At 71.5% G+C, this 19,844-nt stretch carries 21 protein-coding genes; 14 read left to right on the forward strand and 7 right to left on the reverse strand.

The features are described 5' to 3' along the window. The first annotated feature begins 8 nt into the window (after positions 1–8). The 5 genes from EAO75_RS33605 (at position 9) to EAO75_RS33625 (ending at position 5,736) form a co-directional block, all read left to right on the forward strand. A complete protein-coding gene (locus EAO75_RS33605) occupies positions 9–818 on the forward strand; it encodes an ABC transporter ATP-binding protein (RefSeq protein WP_187284688.1) in 810 nt (269 codons plus the stop codon). Beyond that, complete coding sequence (locus EAO75_RS33610) at positions 815–2,206, forward strand: hypothetical protein (RefSeq protein WP_147998943.1); 1,392 nt, start codon at positions 815–817, stop codon at positions 2,204–2,206. Before EAO75_RS33605 ends, EAO75_RS33610 begins: the two co-directional genes overlap by 4 nt. After that, complete coding sequence (locus EAO75_RS33615; protein ID WP_147998944.1) at positions 2,203–2,778, forward strand: hypothetical protein; 576 nt, start codon at positions 2,203–2,205, stop codon at positions 2,776–2,778. Before EAO75_RS33610 ends, EAO75_RS33615 begins: the two co-directional genes overlap by 4 nt. A gap of 212 nt (positions 2,779–2,990) precedes the next feature. Continuing rightward, positions 2,991–3,572: a hypothetical protein gene (locus EAO75_RS33620; protein ID WP_147998983.1), complete on the forward strand. Its 582-nt coding sequence runs from the start codon at positions 2,991–2,993 to the stop codon at positions 3,570–3,572. Between the two features lie 202 nt (positions 3,573–3,774). Continuing rightward, on the forward strand, positions 3,775–5,736 hold the full coding sequence (locus EAO75_RS33625) for a protein-arginine deiminase domain-containing protein (RefSeq protein WP_410092507.1): 1,962 nt from the start codon (positions 3,775–3,777) through the stop codon (positions 5,734–5,736). Between the two features lie 37 nt (positions 5,737–5,773). Here the strand turns inward: EAO75_RS33625 and EAO75_RS33630 are convergent, their stop codons facing one another. From EAO75_RS33630 to EAO75_RS33645, 4 genes are all read right to left on the reverse strand, one after another. After that, positions 5,774–7,288, reverse strand: a complete 1,515-nt coding sequence (locus EAO75_RS33630; RefSeq protein WP_147998945.1) for a carboxylesterase/lipase family protein — start codon at positions 7,286–7,288, stop codon at positions 5,774–5,776. A gap of 38 nt (positions 7,289–7,326) precedes the next feature. Continuing rightward, positions 7,327–8,232 (reverse strand): MBL fold metallo-hydrolase, encoded by a 906-nt coding sequence (locus tag EAO75_RS33635; protein ID WP_222724009.1) that lies wholly within the window; start codon positions 8,230–8,232, stop codon positions 7,327–7,329. A 53-nt stretch (positions 8,233–8,285) separates the two neighbouring features. Beyond that, positions 8,286–9,251, reverse strand: coding sequence for an SMP-30/gluconolactonase/LRE family protein (locus EAO75_RS33640; protein ID WP_147998946.1), 966 nt, complete (start codon positions 9,249–9,251; stop codon positions 8,286–8,288). An 88-nt stretch (positions 9,252–9,339) separates the two neighbouring features. Further along, entirely contained in the window at positions 9,340–10,251 is a 912-nt protein-coding gene (locus EAO75_RS33645) for a helix-turn-helix domain-containing protein (protein ID WP_147998947.1), read from the reverse strand. A gap of 138 nt (positions 10,252–10,389) precedes the next feature. Between EAO75_RS33645 and EAO75_RS33650 the strand changes: the two genes are divergently transcribed. After that, on the forward strand, positions 10,390–10,905 hold the full coding sequence (locus EAO75_RS33650; protein ID WP_147998948.1) for an SRPBCC family protein: 516 nt from the start codon (positions 10,390–10,392) through the stop codon (positions 10,903–10,905). Here EAO75_RS33650 and EAO75_RS33655 read toward each other — a convergent pair. Further along, a complete protein-coding gene (locus tag EAO75_RS33655) occupies positions 10,899–12,236 on the reverse strand; it encodes a VanZ family protein (RefSeq protein WP_147998949.1) in 1,338 nt (445 codons plus the stop codon). The genes EAO75_RS33650 and EAO75_RS33655 overlap by 7 nt on opposite strands. Before the next feature lie 347 nt (positions 12,237–12,583). Here EAO75_RS33655 and EAO75_RS33660 point away from each other — a divergent pair, with 347 nt between their 5' ends. The 7 genes from EAO75_RS33660 to EAO75_RS33690 all read left to right on the forward strand — a co-directional run bounded on the left by EAO75_RS33660 (position 12,584) and on the right by EAO75_RS33690 (position 16,910). Continuing rightward, complete coding sequence (locus tag EAO75_RS33660) at positions 12,584–12,787, forward strand: cold-shock protein (protein WP_147998950.1); 204 nt, start codon at positions 12,584–12,586, stop codon at positions 12,785–12,787. Positions 12,788–12,919: 132 nt separating this feature from the next. After that, on the forward strand, positions 12,920–13,354 hold the full coding sequence (locus EAO75_RS33665) for a DUF5994 family protein (protein ID WP_147998951.1): 435 nt from the start codon (positions 12,920–12,922) through the stop codon (positions 13,352–13,354). Positions 13,355–13,569: 215 nt separating this feature from the next. Then, positions 13,570–13,908: a MerR family transcriptional regulator gene (locus tag EAO75_RS33670; protein WP_147998952.1), complete on the forward strand. Its 339-nt coding sequence runs from the start codon at positions 13,570–13,572 to the stop codon at positions 13,906–13,908. Between the two features lie 230 nt (positions 13,909–14,138). Next, positions 14,139–14,342: a cold-shock protein gene (locus tag EAO75_RS33675; protein WP_007383480.1), complete on the forward strand. Its 204-nt coding sequence runs from the start codon at positions 14,139–14,141 to the stop codon at positions 14,340–14,342. A 146-nt stretch (positions 14,343–14,488) separates the two neighbouring features. Then, positions 14,489–16,072, forward strand: coding sequence for a DEAD/DEAH box helicase (locus EAO75_RS33680; RefSeq protein WP_147998953.1), 1,584 nt, complete (start codon positions 14,489–14,491; stop codon positions 16,070–16,072). A gap of 80 nt (positions 16,073–16,152) precedes the next feature. Next, a complete protein-coding gene (locus EAO75_RS33685; protein WP_187284689.1) occupies positions 16,153–16,563 on the forward strand; it encodes a CBS domain-containing protein in 411 nt (136 codons plus the stop codon). 59 nt (positions 16,564–16,622) lie between these two features. Then, positions 16,623–16,910: an SCO5918 family protein gene (locus tag EAO75_RS33690; RefSeq protein ID WP_147998954.1), complete on the forward strand. Its 288-nt coding sequence runs from the start codon at positions 16,623–16,625 to the stop codon at positions 16,908–16,910. 51 nt (positions 16,911–16,961) lie between these two features. Here the strand turns inward: EAO75_RS33690 and EAO75_RS33695 are convergent, their stop codons facing one another. Beyond that, positions 16,962–17,792 (reverse strand): alpha/beta fold hydrolase, encoded by an 831-nt coding sequence (locus EAO75_RS33695; RefSeq protein ID WP_147998955.1) that lies wholly within the window; start codon positions 17,790–17,792, stop codon positions 16,962–16,964. Positions 17,793–17,877: 85 nt separating this feature from the next. Here EAO75_RS33695 and EAO75_RS33700 point away from each other — a divergent pair, with 85 nt between their 5' ends. Beyond that, a complete protein-coding gene (locus EAO75_RS33700; protein WP_147998956.1) occupies positions 17,878–18,564 on the forward strand; it encodes a DNA alkylation repair protein in 687 nt (228 codons plus the stop codon). A 42-nt stretch (positions 18,565–18,606) separates the two neighbouring features. On the opposite strand, the gene EAO75_RS33705 is transcribed toward EAO75_RS33700, so the two are convergent. Then, entirely contained in the window at positions 18,607–19,806 is a 1,200-nt protein-coding gene (locus EAO75_RS33705) for a cysteine desulfurase-like protein (RefSeq protein ID WP_147998957.1), read from the reverse strand. Positions 19,807–19,844 lie beyond the last annotated feature (38 nt).

Below are 19,844 nucleotides of genomic sequence, written 5' to 3' on the forward strand. Positions count from 1 at the left end.
AACACCACATGATGCCCGCGGTGAGCGCGGCCGACATCGCACCGACGGCCTACGCCTGGGAGATCCGGGCCACCGGGCTGAAGGTCAGGGTCGGCAGGAAGCGGATGGCCGTCGACGGGCTCGACCTGTCGCTGGGCACCGGTGTGCACGGCGTCCTCGGCCCCAACGGGGCGGGCAAGACCACCCTCATCCGGACGCTGGCCACCGTACTGCGGCCCACCGAGGGCACCCTGGAGCTGCTCGGCGAGTCCGTGGGCGGCCGGGGCGAACACCGTGCGCTGCGCCGGAGGATCGGTTATCTGCCGCAGGAGTTCGGCTACTACAAGCGCTTCACCGTGCGCGAGTTCGTCGAGTACATGGCGTGGCTGAAAGAGGTGCCCAAGGCGGACATACCGGCGGCGGTGCAGCGTGCCGTGGAGCGGGTGGGTCTGGCGGACCGCGCCGACTCACGGATGAAGACGCTGTCGGGCGGCATGGTGCGGCGGGTGGGCATCGCCCAGGCCATCGTCAACGATCCGACGATCCTGCTGCTGGACGAGCCGACGGTCGGCCTCGACCCGGCGCAGCGGCTGCGCTTTCGCGAGCTGCTGCAGGAGTTGGGCACGGACACCTGCGTGGTCGTCTCGACCCACCTGGTCGAGGACGTCGCCGCCGCCTGCACCGACGTGGTGCTCTTCGCCGAGGGGCGGCTGGTCTTCCAGGGGCCTCCGGACGAACTGGCCTCGGTGGGCGGCCCCGAGCACGTGGGTGACAGTCCGCTGGAGCGCGGCTATTCGGCCATGCTGCTCAACCCGAACCAGGGAAAGGGGACTTGGTGAACATCCGCGTTCTGCGCATCGAGCTGAAGCGCTCCGTCGCCCCGTGGGCCGGCGCCGTGGTCCTGACGAGCGCGCTGGCGTTCCTGTACCTGCTGAACGCCGGGTGGTGGCGGGGCACGACGGCGTGGACGGCCCAGTGGACGTCCCTGGCCATGTGGACCCGCTCCCTGCTGTTCTACCTGTGGCCGCTCGCCGTGGGGCTCGGGGCGCTGCAGGGCCTGCGCGACCGCCGCTCGAAGATGCCCGAGCTGCTGACGAGCACACCGAGGCCGGCCCGGCACCGCGCGGCCGCACTGGCGGGCGCGACGGCGATCACGCTGGCCTCGGCCTACGCGCTCCTCGTCCTCGTGGGCGGCGTCCAGGTGTTCGCCAACACCGACTACACACACCTCGGGTGGCTGCCGATCTCGCTGGTGGGGGCACTGTTCCTCGTCGCGGGTGCCGTGCTGGGGATGGGGGCCGGGCGGGCCCTGCCGTCCGTGCTCACCCCGCCCGCGCTGGCCATGGGCGCTTTCGCGTTCACGGCCCTGATGCACATGTCGTTGGGCCGGACGCGGACGACCACGGCGGAGGGGATCACGAACTCGGAGCCGAACCTGGTCTCGCTGCTGTCACCGGAGGTGCAGGAGGTGCGCGACGTGTTCGTCACCGTCTCCGCCTCCGTGCACCTCGGGCAGACGATCTGGCTGCTCGGCATGGCCGCGACCGGCTTCGCGCTGCTGGTCGCCGCGACCCCGCGCACCCGGCTGGTCGCCCTGACGCCCGTCCTGGCGGGCGCTGCGCTCGCCCTGCTCGTCCTTCCCTCCGACCCGCGCCGGATGTACGTCGTCGACGAGGCCGCCGCGGCGCCGGTGTGCGACGGCCCGGTGTGCGTGACCAAGGCGCACAAGGAGCGACTCGCCGACCTGGCGGGTCCCGGCAAGGAAGCGCTGCGTCTGCTGCACGACGCCCTGGGCGACCGGGCGCCGGTCTCGATGCGGGAGAACACCGCCCTACTTCCCTACGGCGCCACGCCGCAGTGGTCCCGCGAGACCGTGCTCTTCGACTTCGACGACGACATCATCGCCGCCGCGAAGGACAAGGAGCTGACCCGTGCCCTGGTCGCCAAGGGCCTGGTGCCCGGGTGCTCCCCCGCCGGCTGGAGCGGCACGGGCGGCGACGACGCCGCGCAGGTCGTCGCGGCGGCCTGGGTCCTCGGCGACCTCGAGCCGCTCGGCGACCCCGGCCCCGCTTCGGGTGCGCAGATCGCCCTGGCCCGCCCGGCGTGGAAGGAACTCAAGGCGCTCCCGCGGGCCGAGCAGCTCTCGCGGATCAACGCCGCGCACGCCACCGCGCTCTCCTGCAAGGGCGACGCGTTCGACGTACTGTCCGGCGGTGCGTCCCGGTGAGATGGCTGACGCTGTACGCGCGCTCGCGTCAGGTGCCCGCGTCGCTCGCCGCGCTGGTGATCAGCACGGTGGCGGTGGCGGCACTCGCCCGGGACGGCGGCGAGGGGCCCGGTGATCCGCGGCTGCCCGTGCTCGTCCTCGCCATGGGGGCGATGGCGGCCTCGATCGGGCTCGGCGGACAGGACGTCGCGCTGGACCGGACGGCCGCGATCCGCTGGGTGCCCCGCAGAGCGGCGCACGTGCTGCTCGCCGCCGCCGTCGTCGGCGCGATGCTGCTCGCCGTGCGGGCCATGGGCGCGGACATGGGCACCACCGCGTTCGTCGTCCGGGACAGCGCGGGCCTGATGGGACTGGCCGCCCTGGGCGCGGCGCTCTCGGGCGGCCAGTACGCATGGACGCTGCCGTTCGCCTGGCTCTCGCTGTCGTTCTTCGCCCCGCCCGCCACGAGTACGCCGACGCAGGTGGCGACCTGGATGCTGCTGCCGCCCGGCACGCCGGCGGCCACCTGGACGGCCCTGGCCCTCACGATCGCCGGCACCACGACCTACGCCTTCACGGGGCCGAGGCGGTAGCAGGACCGGGTGCGGCGCAAGGCGGCGCGACGGCGAACCACCGTCCAGTGCCGATGTGTTGCCGTGTCACGGCCGCGCCACGGCGGTGTCCTGAACGAAGGACAGGCGTGACCTGAGGGCTCTGGGGTTCCTCCTAGTCAGCACAGAGCGGGAAACCGGCGGAGAAGGCCGCCGGCTTCCCACTACCGCCGCTTCGGAAGGAACCTCCCGTGATGCACCGCCACCTGCGCAAGGCCGTCCTCGCCACCGCCGCGATCACCGCCGGGCTGCTGATGACGGCGTGCCAGAGCGGCACCGAAGCCGGCTCGGCCGACAAGAGCGGAACGGGCGGCGCGACAGCGGTCGCGGAGAAGACGCCGGACTCCAAGAACTCCAAGAACTCCGAGAGCTCCAAGAACTCCGAGAACTCTGAGAGCTCCGAGGGCTCCGAGGGCGTCAACGGCTCGTCCAATGCCCCCCAGCAGGACACCGGCTCCGGCTCCGGCGAGACCGTCGTCGAAGGCATCAACAAGGGCAAGGGCGTCAACGGAACCTGGTTCGGCAACGTCTCCTACCTGGCGCCGGGCAAGTACACGGTCTCCGACATGAAGGGCGTCGAGCAGCAGTTCCTTCTCGCCGAGGACACGAAGATCTGGGGCTACGGCGACATCTGCGGTGACGCGAACACCGGCGAGGGCGGCCAGGGCGGCACCGAGTGCACCGAGGCCGAACTGGAGACGGCCGCCAAGAAGGGCTTCAGCGCCGAGGTGGTCATCAGCAACGGCATCGCGACCACCATCCGCGACGACCACTGAACCGCACCCCGCGCCGCGCCGGCGTCAATCCCCCGACCGTCCGGTCCGTGCCGCCGTTGCGCCTGACGTCGTCAGACCCAGGTGGTAAGTCCCGCCTCACAGTGAACGCACCACGCACAGTTCCTCCTCTTGCACGGCGACACCCCCCAACCGAGAGGAACGCGCCGTGCGTTCACGTACACCTACGCGTGCTCGGGCACGCATACGCCTGTACCCCGCCGGCTCCCTGGTGCTGGCGCTCGCCGCCGCGGGATCCGCGCTGGCGGGCCCGGCCTGGTCGGCCCCCGCCACCGGACCGTCCGGCCACGCCGATCTGCGCGCCGATGTGAACCGCGACGGGCGGGTCGACGTCACCGGCGACACCGACGCGACCGGTGAGGACGGCTGGTCCGTCGGTCGCGGTGCGCTCACCCTGCCCAACATCGACGACGACACCAAGCGCTGCCCGGTCACCGGTCCCGGCGGCAGACCGCTGTCCGACGCCAAGCTGGCCGCCTGCAACGACGCCTCCGACACCGTGGTCAACGGCAGCGCGGACGCCGCCGACCTCGCCCGGATCCGGTCCGTGCCCCTGCCCGGCCTGCCCGCCGACGCCAAGGGCAGCCTGCAGGTCACCACCGGAGGCAAGCACACCCACCTCTTCCTCAAGCGCGCCGGCGAGTGGCTGCCGGTGACGTCCCGGACCCGGCTGACCGCCGCCGAGTTGCGCTCGGGTGCGGAGCTCGGCGTCGAGGCGACCGACGTCGTCCGGGACAGCGCCAAGTGGGACGGGCGTGCGGTGATCCGTCTGACCGTGGACTCCGCCCAGGGGACCACGTCCGACTCGGTCACCCTGCGCGTCGCACCGCTGCTGACCCAGCATCACCTCCAGAACACCCAGCAGGTGATGGTCACCAAGGTCCGCGGCGGCGGAGAGTACGGGCGCCTGCAGCGGAAGTTCGTCAAGGACCTGGACAAGGAGGTCAAGGCGGCCGGTGTCACCAAGCCGCTGGTCACCTTCGACAAGTACGGCGACCCCTGGGCCCAGGACTTCGTCGAGCCTGCCTACGTCAGCATGACCGGACCGGGCGGCCACCGGCAGGTGATGCGCGTGATGCTGCGCTCCGCCCAGCCGGACCGGGAGGCGGGCCGGGAGCTGTTCGAGAAGGTACGCGGGCGGGACGTCGGCGTCGTACAGGTCACCGACTCCGTTCAGCCGGACGACTGGTCGCTCAACTCCATGGGCAACCTGGAGACCATCCCGCCCTACGCGCACGGCGGGCGCTCCTTCCCGGCCGGACGCGTCATCATGGGCGAGCGGGGGGACGGCGGGGCCCGCCCGTCCAAGGTGATGCGCACGCTGCTCACGTCGCAGGGGCTCCAGGACCCGCTGCTGCTGGACACCTCCTGGCTGGGCGTCGGGCACGTCGACGAGTTCGTGCAGTTCCTGCCCGCGAACACCCCGCGTGGCTGGCGTATCGGCGTCGCCGACCCGCAGGCCGGACTGCGGCTGCTGCGCGACGCCGCACGCGACGGGCATGGCAGGACGAAGATGTTCTCCGTCCCGGGCCGCGCCGGCGCCCCGGCCCCGAAGGAGACCATCGACCAGGCGCTAGCCTCCCGGCACCTCGTCGCAGACAACGAGATGGCGGCGCGGCGCATCACCGCCAACCTGGAGATCCTCAAGCGCGAGACCGGCGTCACCGACGACGAGATCGTGCGGGTTCCGGCCCTGTACACCCGCGAGTCGGAGGCACCGACCGACGGCGGACAGGCCATCCCCGTGCCGCGCCTGACGCGCATGGGCGCCGGCTCCCCCCTCGTGGACACCCTTGAGGACCGCGGCCAGCAGAAGTGGCTCGCCGAGAACCCGGCCGCCCCGCGCGCGGCGGCTCCCGCGACGGTCATGACCAGCGCATACGTCCCCGGCGCCGTCAACGGCGTGCTCCTGGGCCGCGACCGCTACCTCGCTCCGCGTCAGTGGGGCCCTGTCGTGGGCGGCAAGGACCTCTTCACTGAAGCGGTGACCGCCGTGTACCGGAAGGTCGGCCTGAAGGTGTCGTACATCGACGACTGGTACACGTACCACCTCGGCATGGGCGAGGTGCACTGCGGCACCAACACCCTGCGCGACGCGTCGGCCGCGTGGTGGCGGCTCCGCCAGCCGGAAGCCGGTAACCGGTAGCCGATGACTCCGGTCCGTCCATGGGCCGGACCGGCCGTCACGTACGGCCGGTCCGGCCGGCCCCGGCCCACGCCAGCCGTTCCCGGGCGCGTGGGTCGTCGAGCTGGGTCCATTCGGCGTTGATCCGCATCGTGGCCCGGCGCTCCTTGTCGTACGGGTCCCAGCCGGGGTTGCCCGTCCTGGCGAACCGGACCCACGTCCGGTGCATGCGGGCGGCGAGGTCCGCGGGAGGCTCGTCGGGGCCGAGCAGGCCGGCGGGTCCGTGCAGCCGGGGCAGATGGGCCAGGTCGAAGACGAAGGGGAGCTCCATCGTGTGGGCCGCGCCGAGTTGTCCGTCCAGGGCGTGGGAGCGCCACGCGAACTCGTAGCAGAAGGTGGCGGACTCCGGGTGGGCGGCATGTGCTTCGGCCAGGGCCCAACTGCCCGCGCCGAACAGGGCGTCGCCCATGACGGCGGAGCGCAGCTCGCCGAAGGACGCCTCGGGACGCTCCTTCCTGTACGCCCGGACGAGCCGGCCCGGATCCGGGTGCGAGCGCGCTGCCTCGGCGTCGACGTCGGCGGCGGTCGAGGTGGAGTACCTGCCCAGGGGGACCAGGTAGAGGTTGCCCTCCTCGGTGTTGGTCCCGATGAGCAGGTCGATGCCGGCGCCGAGGCCGGCGGCCACGGATCGGGCGGGCTGTGTGTCGAGGCACAGGCCGAAGGGGCTGAGCCCGGCCAGTGGGTCGCTGTGCGTCTCGGTCCGCAGGTCGATGCCCGCGAGCCGGGACGCGGCATCGAGCAGGCGCTCGTCGGAGACCTCCGCGAAGGCGTCGACGCGTGGCTCGATGGCCAGGGCTTCGGCCGCCGCCCTGGTGACGCGCTCGGCCTGCTCGCTCGTGAACGCGCCCAGGCCGCTGCCGCTTTGGACGATCGCGCGGTGGAAGAGGCCGGTGGCCCCGGGGGTGGCGAGGACGCCGCCGACGAGGGTCGCCCCGGCGGACTGGCCGAAGAGGGTGACGTGGTGCGGGTCGCCGCCGAAGGCGGCGATGTTCTCCTGGACCCAGGCCAGCGCCGCGACGACGTCGAGCAGGCCGCGGTTGGCGGGTGCTCCGGGCAGGTGGAGGAACCCGGGGATGCCGAGGCGGTAGTTGAGGGTGACCAGGACGACGCCGTCGCGGGCGAAGGCGGAGCCGTCGTACATCTCGGACCGCGTCGAGCCGGCGACGAACCCGCCGCCGTGGACGAACACCATGACGGGCAGGCCGCCGCCCGCGGCTGCCGGGGTGAAGACGTTGACGGTGAGGTAGTCCTCCCCGCGGGTCCAACCGGTGCCGAAGTAGGGGGACATGTCCACGCTGCCGAGCCTGCGCTCGGTCTGCGGCGCGGTGGGTCCCGGCACGGTGGCGTCCCGTACGCCGTCCCAGGAGGCGTGCGGCCGCGGCCGGGCGAACCGGGCGGCGCCCTGTGGAGGGGCGGCGTAGGGGATGTTCAGGAAGACGGCGGTGTCGCCCCGGCCGAGGCCGCGGACCGCTCCTTGTGCGGTGGTGACGACCGGGTTGCGATGGTGGTGCACGAGCATTCCCTTCTACGGGCCGTGGCTCAGGGGCGGTGTCAGTACCGGGCGAACGGTGCCCACTTCCTGATCGCGAAGCCGCTGCCCATGTCCTCGACTTCCAGGGCGCTGTGGCCGCTGAAGTGCGCGGGCAGCACGAGGGCGGTGTTGTCGACGGCCCAGCCGAGCAGCCTGCGGCGGGTCCAGCGGGCCTGCGCGGGGTCCTCGCAGAAGCAGCTGTTGTGCTCCGGGTGCGTGACCTGCAGCGGGGTGTGCAGCAGGTCACCGGCGAACAGTGCCCGGTCGGGGCCGGAGTGCAGTTTGACGACGCCGGACCCGGGAGTGTGGCCGGGGGCTGCTTCCAGGCGCAGGTGCGCGTCGATGGGGTGGCTCGTCTCCCACAGCCGCACCTGGCCCGCGGCGTGCACGGGCGCGACGCTGTCCTCGAAGACGTTCTCGTTGACGCCTCCGGCGATGTCCGGGTTGTTCGCCGGGTTCCAGAAGTCGAAGTCGGCCTTGGGCATCAGGTAGGTGGCGTTGGGGAACGTGGGCACCCAGACGCCGTCGACGAGACGGGTGTTCCAGCCGACGTGGTCGACGTGCAGATGCGTGTTGACCACCAGGTCGACGTCCTCGGGCCGCACGCCGGCCCGTTCGAGGTTGCCGAGGTAGTCGAGTTGCAGGTGGTCCCACGCGGCGACGGCCGGGCGGGCCTTGTCGTTGCCGACACCGGTGTCGACCAGGATGGTCCTGCCGCCGCTGCGCAACAGCCAGGTCTGCATGGCGACATGGACCATGGCGTCCTCGGCGCCCAGGTGGTCGGGCACGAGCGTCTCGCGGTGGTCGCGCCAGGCCTGCTCGGGCAGGTCCGGGAAGAACTGGTCCGCGGGCATGATCGGCCCGTGCATCTCCTCGATCCGGGTGACGGTGACCTCGCCCAGAGTGATCTCGTATGCGTCCTGCATGGTGTTTCTCCGTACGGTGCGGTTTTCTCGGGTGGGTTCTTGTGCCTGCGGCCCTACCGGGACAGGCGGGCGCGGATCAGGTTGGGGTCCTTGCCGGTGAGCCAGCCGGCGCTCAGCACATGGACGGTGGCGCCGCGCAGGGCGATGGAGGTCGGGTTCTGCAGGCCGTCGGCCGAGGTCAGCACGGTGGAGTGGCTGCCGTCGGACTGGACGAGCGCGACTTCGTTCGGCCCGTCGAGGGCGGCCAGCAGCTGGTCGCCGCGGCCGGTGAAGGCGATGTCGTCGATCCCCGGGAGGTCGGTGGCCCTGGTGCGGACATCGCCGGCGCGTCCGTCCCGGCGGACGGGGATGCGCAGGACGGTGCCCTGGTCGAAGTTGGTGGCCCAGAGCGCCCCGTTGTGGATCTTCAGGCCGTTGGCGCCGAGAAAGCCGGCGGAGGCCAGCTCGGGTGCGGTGGACCAGGCAGTGGGAGCGCCGCCCGTGGTGGGCACGCTCCAGATGGTGCCGAGCACGGAGTCGGCTGCGTAGAGGGTGCCGGTGCAGGGGTCCAGCGCCAGGCCGTTGGGGAGGCCATTGGCCGGCAGCGGGGCGATCCGCCGCGGTGTGCCGCCGGGGCGCAGGCGCCATACGCCGGTGAGGTCGGGTGTGCCGGTGGCGTACAGGAAGTACAGCGTGCCGTCGGGGGCGCGGACCAGGCCGGTGGTCAGCGGGAAGCCCAGGGCCGGGGTGTGGACGCCGCCGTCGGGGGGTTCGGGCAGGGTGGCCAGGATCCGGACAGCGCCCTTGGGCGAGACCTCGGCGACCTGGCGGGCCTTGGCGAAGGTGACGTACGCGGCGCCGCCCGGTGCCAGGGCGACGTTCTCCGGTGTCCGGCCCTTGGCCAGGTCGAAGTGCGCGGCGATCCGGGCGCCGCTCAGCGGCGGGGAGACGGCCGAGGCGGGAGCGGGATTCGCGGCAGCCGCAACGGCCGCGACCAGGACGCCCACCGTCACTGCGGACCTCTTGAGCTTCTTGAACATGGTTCCTTCGCTGTTTTCGGGCATGCGGCAGCGGCACGRCGACGCATGGGTGGGGATACGTGGGTGGGATGGCGGTGTGTGTGAGGGGTCAGCCCTTGTCTGCGCGGGGCAGCGTCCGCGCCGGGGCCGCCGAGGAGTCGGCCTGCGTGGTGGGCCGGCCGGTGGCCTGGGTGAGCAGGGCCAGCGCGGCCCGCGAGGGCGAGCCCGCTTCCGTGGTGGCGACCACGACGCTGGGGCCCGACCCGTTGCTCAGGGTCTGCTGGATGACGGTCAGCGGGCCGACCAGCGGATGCCGCATCTCGTACGCTGCGACGGTGCAGGCCTTGACCCGGTGGTCGGCCCACATCGCGGCGAACTCGGCGCTGTTCGCGGACAGTTCGCCCAGGAGGGCGTGCAGTGCCGCGTCGTGCGGGTGCTGGGCCGCCACCAGGCGCAGATTCCCGACCACCGCCCTGGCCTTGCCCGGCCAGTCCGTGTACAGGTCGCGGGTGTGGCAGTCGAGGAAGACCAGTCTGGCCATGTTGGGACGCCGGGCCGGCAGGTCGGGACCGTCCGGGTCCAGGTGACCGGCGAACAGGGCGTGGCCCAGGCGGTTCCACGCCAGCACATCACTGCGTCGGCCGAGCACGATCGCGGGAACGTCCGCCAGCACGTCCAGCAACTGGCGGGTCGCCCTCGTCACCCGTTCCGGCGCGGGACGCCGGCCCCGGCTGCGCTGCCTGTCCACTCGGGCCAGGTCGTGCAGGTACCGCCGCTCGGACTCGTCCAGCCGCAGGGCACCGGCGATCGCGTCCAGCACCTCGGGCGATGCGCTCAGTGACTGCCCCTGTTCCAGCCGGGTGTAGTAGGAGGCGCTCACGCCGGCCAGCAGCGCCAGTTCCTCGCGCCGAAGACCCGGCACACGCCGGCGCTCCCCGTAGGTGGGCACCCCGACATCCTCCGGGCGCAGCTGTCCGCGCCGCGTCTGAAGGAAGTCGCCGAGCTGCGATTTTCCGTTCATGGATCCGAGTATCCGGCGACCGGGAACACACAGCCTGACCCAGGTGTGGATAGGCAACGGCGGGTCTGGCCGACCGGTCCCGCCGTCGGTTGAGTGGGGCCGCCGATCCGGCATCCCGCACGCACCCAGGAGGACGCCTTGAGCGCCACCAGCACCCGACACGACCCCTTCGAGGCCTTGGACGCAGCCGACTTCGCCTTCACCAGGTGCGCATGGGTCGACGCCGCACCGGCCCGCGTCTACGCAGTGATCAGCGACGTGTCCGCGATCGGCCGCTGGAGTCCCCACGCCACCGACGTCGCCTTCGACAAGGGTGCCGGGCCCCGGGTCGGCGCCTGGTTCAGCGGCCGCAACCGCAGGGACGGCAAGGAGTGGACCACCCGCTCCCAGGTCGTGCGGGCCGACCCCGGTACCGCGTTCGGCTTCGTCGTCGGTGGCGCCGAGGACGGCATCGTGCGCTGGGGCTGGACCTTCCGCCCCCAGGGGCGCGGCACCGTCGTCCAGCAGTCCTGGCAACTGCTGCGCCTCGACCCGGTGCTGGGCACGACCCGCGCCGACCTGGACGCGCTCCGCCGGTACATGACGGACAGCGTCGAGGCCACCCTGACCGCCCTCGCCGAATGGCTCACCGAAGAGCGCTCCGGGCGTCAGTGAGAGGCGTGCTCGTACTCGGGGCGACGCGCGGTCGCGGTCGGGCCCTCGGACGCCGCCGAGCTCGGCCCGACGACCGTGGCGATCGGCGGTGCGGCGTTGGGGGCGGGCGACTGCGGCTGGGTCCTGGCTCGCGAGTGCGGGAGGGCCTGGTTGCGGACGCCGGAGAGGAGCTCGTGCGGGCCCAGGCCCTGCGGATGGCGCCGTACGGCCCTCACGTAGCTACCGATCAGGAGCAGGCAGAGGACCGGGAGCAGCAGCAGGAAGAGCCCGAGCACCGGGTCGGCCGCGAGGCGGTACGCCACGTTCCTGTAGTCCACCGCGCCGTCCGCGATCGCGGTCAGCACGGACGGCATGGCAAGGGTGACCGTCCCGCCGGCGAGGACACCGCCCGCGGCGAGGCACGCGAGCGCCAGGACGGGGCTCAGGGCCAGGGCACGCAGCGCGAGCCCGGCGAGGCCCGGCCGCTCTCCGTCCGGCGTGGCCAGCCGCAGCAGCAGGACGCGCTTGCCCGGCGTCGTACCCGTCCGCCACGGAATGACGACGAACCACAGTCCGAGGACGGCCGGCGGCACGAGCAGGTCCCCCTCCCCGCCGGTCACCACGTGCGCGACAACCCCGGCGACCAGGGTCAGCAGGACGACGCCGACCACGTCCAGCAGCAGCGCGACGAGACGGCGCCCGAAGGGGATCCGGCCGGCGGCGAGCTGGGCGAGCGCGCGGCCGTCCAGGGCGTACAGCTCGGGCAGCGCGCGGACCAGCGGTCCGGCGAGCGCCCACCCGAAGGCGGCACCGGCCGTGTTGACGATGAGGTCGTCGACGGCGAAGAGGCGGTACGGGCACGAGTACAGGCCCCACAGCCCGGTGTACTGGGTCAGCTCGAAGAACAGGGATCCCGCGAACCCGGCCGCCGTGGCCGCGGCGAGGCCGCGCCGGAAGTGCGTCCGTACGAACACTCCCAGCGGCACCAGCAGGATCAGGTTGAACACGGTCTGCCAGAAGGCGGGGTTGTGCAGGACCAGCGCGTCGAGGGTGACGCGGTGGTGCGCCTCCTTCCAGATGTCGGAGAAGGCGACGCCCGGTGTGAGCTGGGGTTCGGCGAAGGTCGGATAGGCCTTGCAGACGTCCATCGACCGCCTCGGCAGGGGCACGATCGTCATGCAGAAGGCGGTGAGCCCGTAGAACACGCCACCGTACAGAGACAGCACCCGCCACCGGGTCATGACACCGTGCCGCCGGTACAGGACGATCGCCGTCGGCACGAACATCACGAAGGCCAGCGCGGGGAAGATCAGCGCGGCCGTACGGATCGGCAGGAGGTAGGTCTCCGTCATGGCGCCTCACTATACACAGCGCGTATACGCATGATGTATAGAGGTGGTGTATAGACCTCCGCCGGCCACCCCTCGGCCCGACCGGACCGAGGATCGTGGCGCGGCGCATCGCCCCGACGGAGCAATCCCTGACGGCGGTACGGGGGATTTCCGTGGGGCGTGCGAGGAATATTCCCTGATCAGCGAACTTGCTGGAATTGTTTAACACGCGTGGTCAATCGGCCCGTGCTAGTCTCGGTAACAGTTGCAGGTGTGGTTCCCGGAAGATTTTTCCGACGGGAGATCATCACGGCGACCGGATTCCGCACAGGGCGGCTCCGAACACCGTCTCCCGAAGGAGAAACAGAATGGCCACCGGAACCGTGAAGTGGTTCAACGCCGAAAAGGGCTTCGGCTTCATCGAGCAGGACGGCGGCGGCCCCGACGTCTTCGCCCACTACTCGAACATCGCGACCCAGGGCTTCCGTGAGCTGCAGGAAGGCCAGAAGGTGTCGTTCGACATCGTGCAGGGCCAGAAGGGCCCGCAGGCCGAGAACATCGTTCCCGCCTGACACCGGCGCTGACGCGTACTTCGCAGCTGGGGCCCGCACCATGAGGTGCGGGCCCCGACTCGTTCTCACGATTTTCCGCGCCGTTCATATTGCCACCAGAATTCCTCGCAGGACGCGCAGGAGGTGAGCACAGTGGCCGGTACCGATCCGCCACCCGCCGTGGGACGCCTCCCGGACGGCGTACACGAATCCGTCCGCCCCGGTACGGCCCTCCTGCGGCTGGAGACGACACAGGAGCGCACGGGAGTACTCGACGGCGCGTGGTGGCCGCGCTCCCGTGACGTCGCCACCGAACTGCCAGGTCTGATTCGCACGCTGTCCGAACACCTCGGACCGATCTCCCGGGTCGGCCTGGACTCCGCCGCCTGGGACGGACTGCCTACGCGCCTGGTCGTCGACGGCCAGGTCGTGCACCTCGACGCCTCGTCGGTGGGCGACGCGTCGCCCACCGCGGCGCGGGCGGCGATGGCCCAGGCGGTGCGCGCCGACAACCTCAAAGGGGCCGAGCAGATCCTCCTCGACACCGGTGCGGAGCCTCCCGTTCCGCCAGGCGTGACCACCACGTGAACGATCCATGACCGGTTCCGGCGCGTTCGTGGATGCCCGTGCGCCGGCCCTTCTCGGCCCGCGCGGGAGGCCAGGGAAAAGTCTGTAGCAGCGAAGCCACATTTTCCCGGCCGACGGCGCTAGGGTTGTCGCACGAGGCAGACGGTACCGAGTCCTTCGCAGCGCGCATGCCGCGACCGCCCGGGCCCGTCGCCCGCCCCCGGAACGAAGGTGCCATGCCCGCTGAGAACGCCCCTGTCGCGGGGAACCTCGACGACGACGACTACCCCGCCTACACCATGGGGCGAGCAGCCGACGTTCTCGGTACCACCCCCGCCTTCCTGAGGGCCGTCGGCGAAGCCCGGCTCATCACCCCGCTGCGGTCGGAGGGCGGCCACCGGCGCTACTCCCGCCGCCAGTTGCGCATCGCCGCCCGGGCCCGCGAGCTGGTCGACCAGGGCACCCCGATCGAGGCCGCCTGCCGCATCGTCTCCCTGGWSGACCAGCTCGACGACGCGCTGCGCCTGAACCGGGACATGCGCCGGAAGCTGGCCGAGCGCGGCACGGATACCTAGTGCCGCCGGTACAGAAATACGGGTCGGCACGGACGAGGATTCTCGGTCCGACCCAAAAAAGGCATGAAACTTCGGCCCGACCTGTGTTAGCGTAATAGAAGTTGCAGTTTTGATTGCCAGAGACTTGTTTCTTTGCACAGCTTTCCGGATCTTTCCGGAGGGGTGATCATCGCGGCGACTCGGATCCGTAAAGTGCGGATTCCGGCACTGCCCCCCTAGGGAGATTCAATATGGCATCTGGCACCGTGAAGTGGTTCAACGCGGAAAAGGGCTTCGGCTTCATCGAGCAGGACGGCGGCGGCGCTGACGTGTTCGCCCACTACTCGAACATCGCCACCAGCGGCTTCCGCGAGCTTCAGGAAGGCCAGAAGGTTACCTTCGACGTCACGCAGGGTCAGAAGGGCCCGCAGGCCGAGAACATCGTTCCCGCCTGACGCTGACGCGACCGTTCGACTGAGGCCCGCACTCTTTGGGGTGCGGGCCTTTTCGTATTTCTTCGGCTCATTCTTGTGAATCCGTGTGCGGCTCGGCGCCGCCGGTCGGAATTCCTCGATACGCCGCATCGAGGAAGGTTCCTTCCATGAACCGCACCCGCCGCACCGGCGGAAATCCGGGTCGCTTTCGCGCGGACAGAAGTTCCACGCGCTCGGCGGACAACCCCCGCAGCGGCCGTATTCACGCGCAGAGCAATGGTGGGCAGAACCCCCGTCCGGCCGCCGGACGAAGGAGCGGCCCTGGAGCACGCTCCACCACCCGTTCGCAGGAATTCGCCCTGCCCGTGACGCTTACCGAGCCGCTGCCGGCGGTCCGGACGTTCGCCGAACTGGACATGCCCGCACGTCTGCTGACCGCGCTGGCCGCCGAGGACGTGACCGTCCCCTTCCCGATCCAGGCAGCCACGCTGCCGAACGCGCTGGCCGGCCGGGACGTCCTGGGCCGCGGGCGCACGGGCTCGGGCAAGACGCTCGCCTTCGGCCTGGCCGTGCTGGCCCGGCTGGACGGACAGCGGGCCCAGCCCCGACAGCCGCTCGCCCTCGTCCTGGTCCCCACCCGCGAGCTGGCGCAGCAGGTCACCGACGCGCTCACCCCCTACGCCGGCGCCCTGCGTCTGCGGCTCGCCACCGTGGTGGGCGGCATGGCGATCGGCCGGCAGGCCAGTGCGCTGCGCGGTGGCGCCGAGGTCGTCGTGGCGACGCCCGGCCGCCTCAAGGACCTCATCGAGCGGGGCGACTGCCGACTGGACCAGGTCGCCATCACCGTCCTGGACGAAGCCGACCAGATGGCCGACATGGGCTTCATGCCGCAGGTCACCGCGCTGCTCGACCAGGTCGGTCCCGGTGGCCAGCGGTTGCTGTTCTCGGCCACCCTGGACCGCAACATCGACCTCCTGGTGCGCCGCTACCTGCGCGACCCCGTGGTGCACTCCGTCGACCCGTCCGCGGGCGCCGTCAGCACCATGGAGCACCATCTGCTGCACGTGCGTGACGACGACAAGCACGCCACCGCGACCGAGATCGCCGCCCGCGACGGGCGGGTGATCATGTTCCTGGACACCAAGCACGCGGTGGACCGGCTGGCCAAGCACCTGCTGTCCGTGGGTGTGCGTGCCTCGGCCCTGCACGGCGGCAAGTCCCAGCCGCAGCGCAACCGGACGCTCGCCCAGTTCAAGGACGGCCGTGTCACGGTCCTGGTGGCCACCAACGTCGCCGCCCGCGGGATCCACGTCGACGGCCTCGACCTCGTCGTGAACGTCGATCCGCCCGGTGACCACAAGGACTACCTGCACCGCGGCGGCCGTACCGCCCGCGCGGGCGAGTCCGGCACCGTCGTCACCCTCGTCCTGCCGCACCAGCGTCGATCGATGGACCGCCTGATGGCCGATGCCGGCGTCACCGCGCGGACCGCCCGGGTTCGCCCCGGCGAGGACGAACTGCACCGGATCACCGGCGCCCGGCCCCCGTCCGGCGTGCCCGTCACCATCCCTGTACCGGTCGCCGAACAACCCGAACGCACGGGGTCCGCGGGCCGGGGCTCCAGGAGGCGGACAGGCGGCGGGAGCGCAGGGGCGAACGGCCGCGGTGGCAGCGCCGGGGCCAATGGCCGCGGTGGGAGCGGGCGAGGCTCCGGCCGGACCCGTCGGTCCGCCCCGAGGAACAACCCATAGCCAAGGCAACGGGACTCACTCACAGCGGTCGGGACGAAGCCGTCACCCGTCCCGACCGCACCCACGAAGAGGAGCATCCCTTGACGCCGACTCCGTACCGCACCCGGCAGGCCGAGCAGTCCGAAGGCACCGGCCTGACCGCCCGCGACGCCATGCACGCCCCCGGGCCCCAGGTCGACGACCACATGACCGTCGACGTGGCTCTGTCCGTGCTGATCAGCGCCCGCGTCCCGCACCTGCTCCTCCAGGACGCGGACGGGCGATGCACGGGACTGGTCACCCGGGCCCAGCTCTCCGAGCACCGCGGCGGCGGCACCTGGTACAGCGACCGGACGCGGCTGCGGGACATCCCCCTCGACCGCGGACCGTTCACGTCGTCCGTGGCCGTGCTCAGCGAAGCGGAAGCGGCCATACGGGCCCGGGCCCAGGACGTGTCCCCCGTGATCGACGAGCACGGCTACGCCCTGGGCGTCCTCGCCCTCACCTGCTGACCGCCGTTCGCGCGGTCGACCCCCTCCGGTCCTTTCCCCCCGAGTCTGTGGAGGCATCCATGCGCTGTGTCATCGCCGGTTTCCCCTTCGACCTGATCAAGAGCGAGGTCGAGCAGTCGATGCAGGGCGTCACGCCCGAACCCGTCACCGGAGTGGCCGTGACCATCGGCCGCCGCGTCTACCCCGTGATGCAGGTCGGGGAGGTGCTCACCCGGCAGGACCGCCGCGACTTCACCACGGGCGAGATGCGCCGGGCGCTGACCCGGCTCGGCTTCACCTGCCACGACGTCCCTCCGGCCGCGCCGGTCCAGGACGCGCGGGCCGGCGAGGGACTGCTGGGCTGGTGACGCCGCCGGCGTAGGCACGGAGCCTGCCCGCCGGTCCCCGCGGCGAGCTCCTCAGGACTTCAGGAACGCGAGAATGTCGGGGTTCAGGACGTCCGGGTTCGTCGACAGCATCCCGTGCGGGAGGCCCTCGTAGCTCTTGAGCGTGCCGTTCTTGAGGAGCCCCGCCGACAGCGGCGCCGAGTCCTCGTACGGGACGACCTGGTCGTCGGTTCCGTGGGCGACGAGGACGGGTACGTCGATCTGCTTCAGGTCCTCGGTGAAGTCGGTCTCGGAGAACGCCTTGACGCATTCGTAGTGGGCGTTCGCGGCGCCCATCATGGCCTGCCGCCACCAGTTGTCGATCAGCCCCTGCGACACCTTCGCACCGGGGCGGTTGAAGCCGTAGAACGGCCCCGAGGGGACGTCGATGAAGAACTGTGCGCGGTTGGTGGCGACACCCCGGCGGAAGGCGTCGAAGGTCTCGATGGGCAGGCCGCCCGGGTTGGACTCCGTCTTGAGCATCAGCGGCGGCACGGCGCCCACCAGCACCGCCTTCGCGACCCGGCCGGGCTCGGCGCGGGCGACGTAGCGCGCGACCTCGCCGCCGCCGGTGGAGTGGCCGATGTGGAAGGCGCCGTGCAGATCGAGCGCGTCGGCGAGCGCGATCACGTCGGCGGCGTAGGTGTCCATGTCGTGGCCGGTCGGGGTCTGGGTCGAGCGGCCGTGCCCACGACGGTCATGGGCGATGACCCGGTAGCCCTGCGCCAGGAAGAACAACATCTGGTTGTCCCAGTCGTCGGCGCTCAGCGGCCATCCGTGGTGGAAGACGACAGGCTGCCCGTCGCGGGGACCCCAGTCCTTGTAGAAGATCGTGGTGCCGTCGTCGGTCGTGACTGTGCCCATCGCTGATCCTCCGCTCGTCCGGACCACATTACGCTCGGGCCGTGCACGGCACATCCGCAGCGCACACGACCGACAGGAGGCCGACGTGGCCGGGACGACACCGACCGAGGCGACGGTGGCCGAGGTGCTGGAGGAGCTGGCCGGGCTGGAGGATCCGAAGGCGCGGGCGGTGAACGAGAAGCACGGTGACGATCACGGTGTGAACCTCGGCAAGCTCCGCGCGCTCGCGAAGCGGCTGAAGCAGCAGCAGGAACTCGCCCGCCGGCTCTGGGAGACGGACGACACCGCGGCGCGGCTGCTGGCACTGCTGATCTGCCGCCCCAAGGCATTCGAACGGGACGAGCTGGACGCCATGGTGCGTGAGGCGCGTACGCCCAAGGTGCACGACTGGCTCGTGAACTACGTGGTGAAGAAGAACCCGCACGCCGAGAAGCTGCGCCTGACCTGGTTCGCCGATCCGGACCCGGTGGTCGCGAGCGCCGGGTGGGCGCTGACCACCGAACGCGTGGCGAAGAAGCCGGAGGGCCTCGACCTCGCGGGACTGCTCGACGTCATCGAGACGGAGATGAAGGACGCCCCGCAGCGCCTGCAGTGGGCGATGAACCACTGCCTGGCGCAGATCGGCATCGAGCACGCCGAGTACCGCGCCCGTGCGCTCGCCATCGGTGAACGCCTGGAGGTGCTCAAGGACTATCCGACCTCGCCGGGCTGCACGTCTCCCTTCGCTCCCGCCTGGATCAACGAGATGGTGCGCCGGCAGGACGGCACGTAGGGCGAGCCGGGGCGGCGGCGCCGCGGATCACAGGAACGCGGATCACAGGAACGAGGACAGGCCCTGAAGGAAACGGTCCACGTCCTCGGTCGTGTTGTACGGCGCCAGGCCCGCCCGCAGCGCCGGGCTCTGAAGCTTCAGCGCCGTGAAGGGCTCGTAGGCGTAGAAGGATCCGGCGGGGGCGACCACGTCGCGGGCGGCGAGGTGTGCCTGGGCCTCGCGGGCGTCGCGGCCTTCGAGAGTCATCAGCAGGGTCGGGGTGCGGTCGGCCGCCCTGGAGTGAACGGTGACGGCGTCGCCGAGTGCGCGTACGCCGTCCTCCAGCCTGGTGCGCAGTGTCCGCTCGTGCTCGTGCAGGGCCGCCAGGGAGTGGGCGAGCCGTTCCCTGCGGGTCGGCGCGGTGCTCGGGGCCAGAGCGGCCAGGAAGTCCACGGCCGCGGTGGCGCCCGCCAGGATCTCGTAGGGCAGGGTGCCGAACTCGAAGCGCTCCGGCACGTTGTCGGGGGACGGCAGGAGCTTGTCCGGGTGGAGCGTTTCGAGGAGTTCGGGCGCCCCGGCGAGCACACCGCAGTGCGGTCCGAGGAACTTGTACGGCGAGCAGACGAACAGGTCGGCGCCTAGGGCCCGTACGTCCACCAGGTGGTGTGCGGCGTAGTGGACTCCGTCGACGAACAGCAGCGCGCCGACCTCGTGCGCGGCGTCGGCGATGCGGCGGACGGGCGGCTTGGTGCCCAGCACGTTCGAGGCGGCCGTGACCGCGACCAGCCGCGTCCGGGGCGACAGCGCCCGCTCGAACGAGTCGAGGTCGAGCTCCGTGGTCTCCGCGTCGATCTCGATCCAGCGGACCGTCACCCCGGCGCGCTCGGCGGCCTGGATCCAGGGGCGGACGTTGGAGTCGTGGTCCAGGCGGCTGAGGACGATCTCGTCGCCGAGCTCGAAGCCCTTGGCCAGGTGGCGGGAGAAGTCGTAGGTGAGCTGCGTGGCGCTGCGTCCGTGGACGATGCCGCTCGCGGGGATGCCGAGCAGGTCGGCGTAGGCGGTGCGGAAGTCCGTCACGGCGCGCTCGGCGTTGAGCTCGGACGGGCTGACGGTGCCCCGGTTGGAGAGGGGGCGGGTCATCGTCGCGGCGATGGCGTCGGCGACGGGGCGCGGGGTCTGGGTCCCGCCCGGGCCGTCGAAGAAGGCGAGGCCCTGGTCGAGGGCGGGGAACTGGGCCCGCAGGGCGGTCAGGTCGATGGCCATGGCCTGCCTCGGCTTTCGGTCGGGAGTTCCTAGACTCT

The sequence above is a fragment of the Streptomyces sp. UW30 genome, assembly GCF_008042075.1.
In the GTDB taxonomy this organism is placed as follows: Bacteria; Actinomycetota; Actinomycetes; order Streptomycetales; family Streptomycetaceae; genus Streptomyces.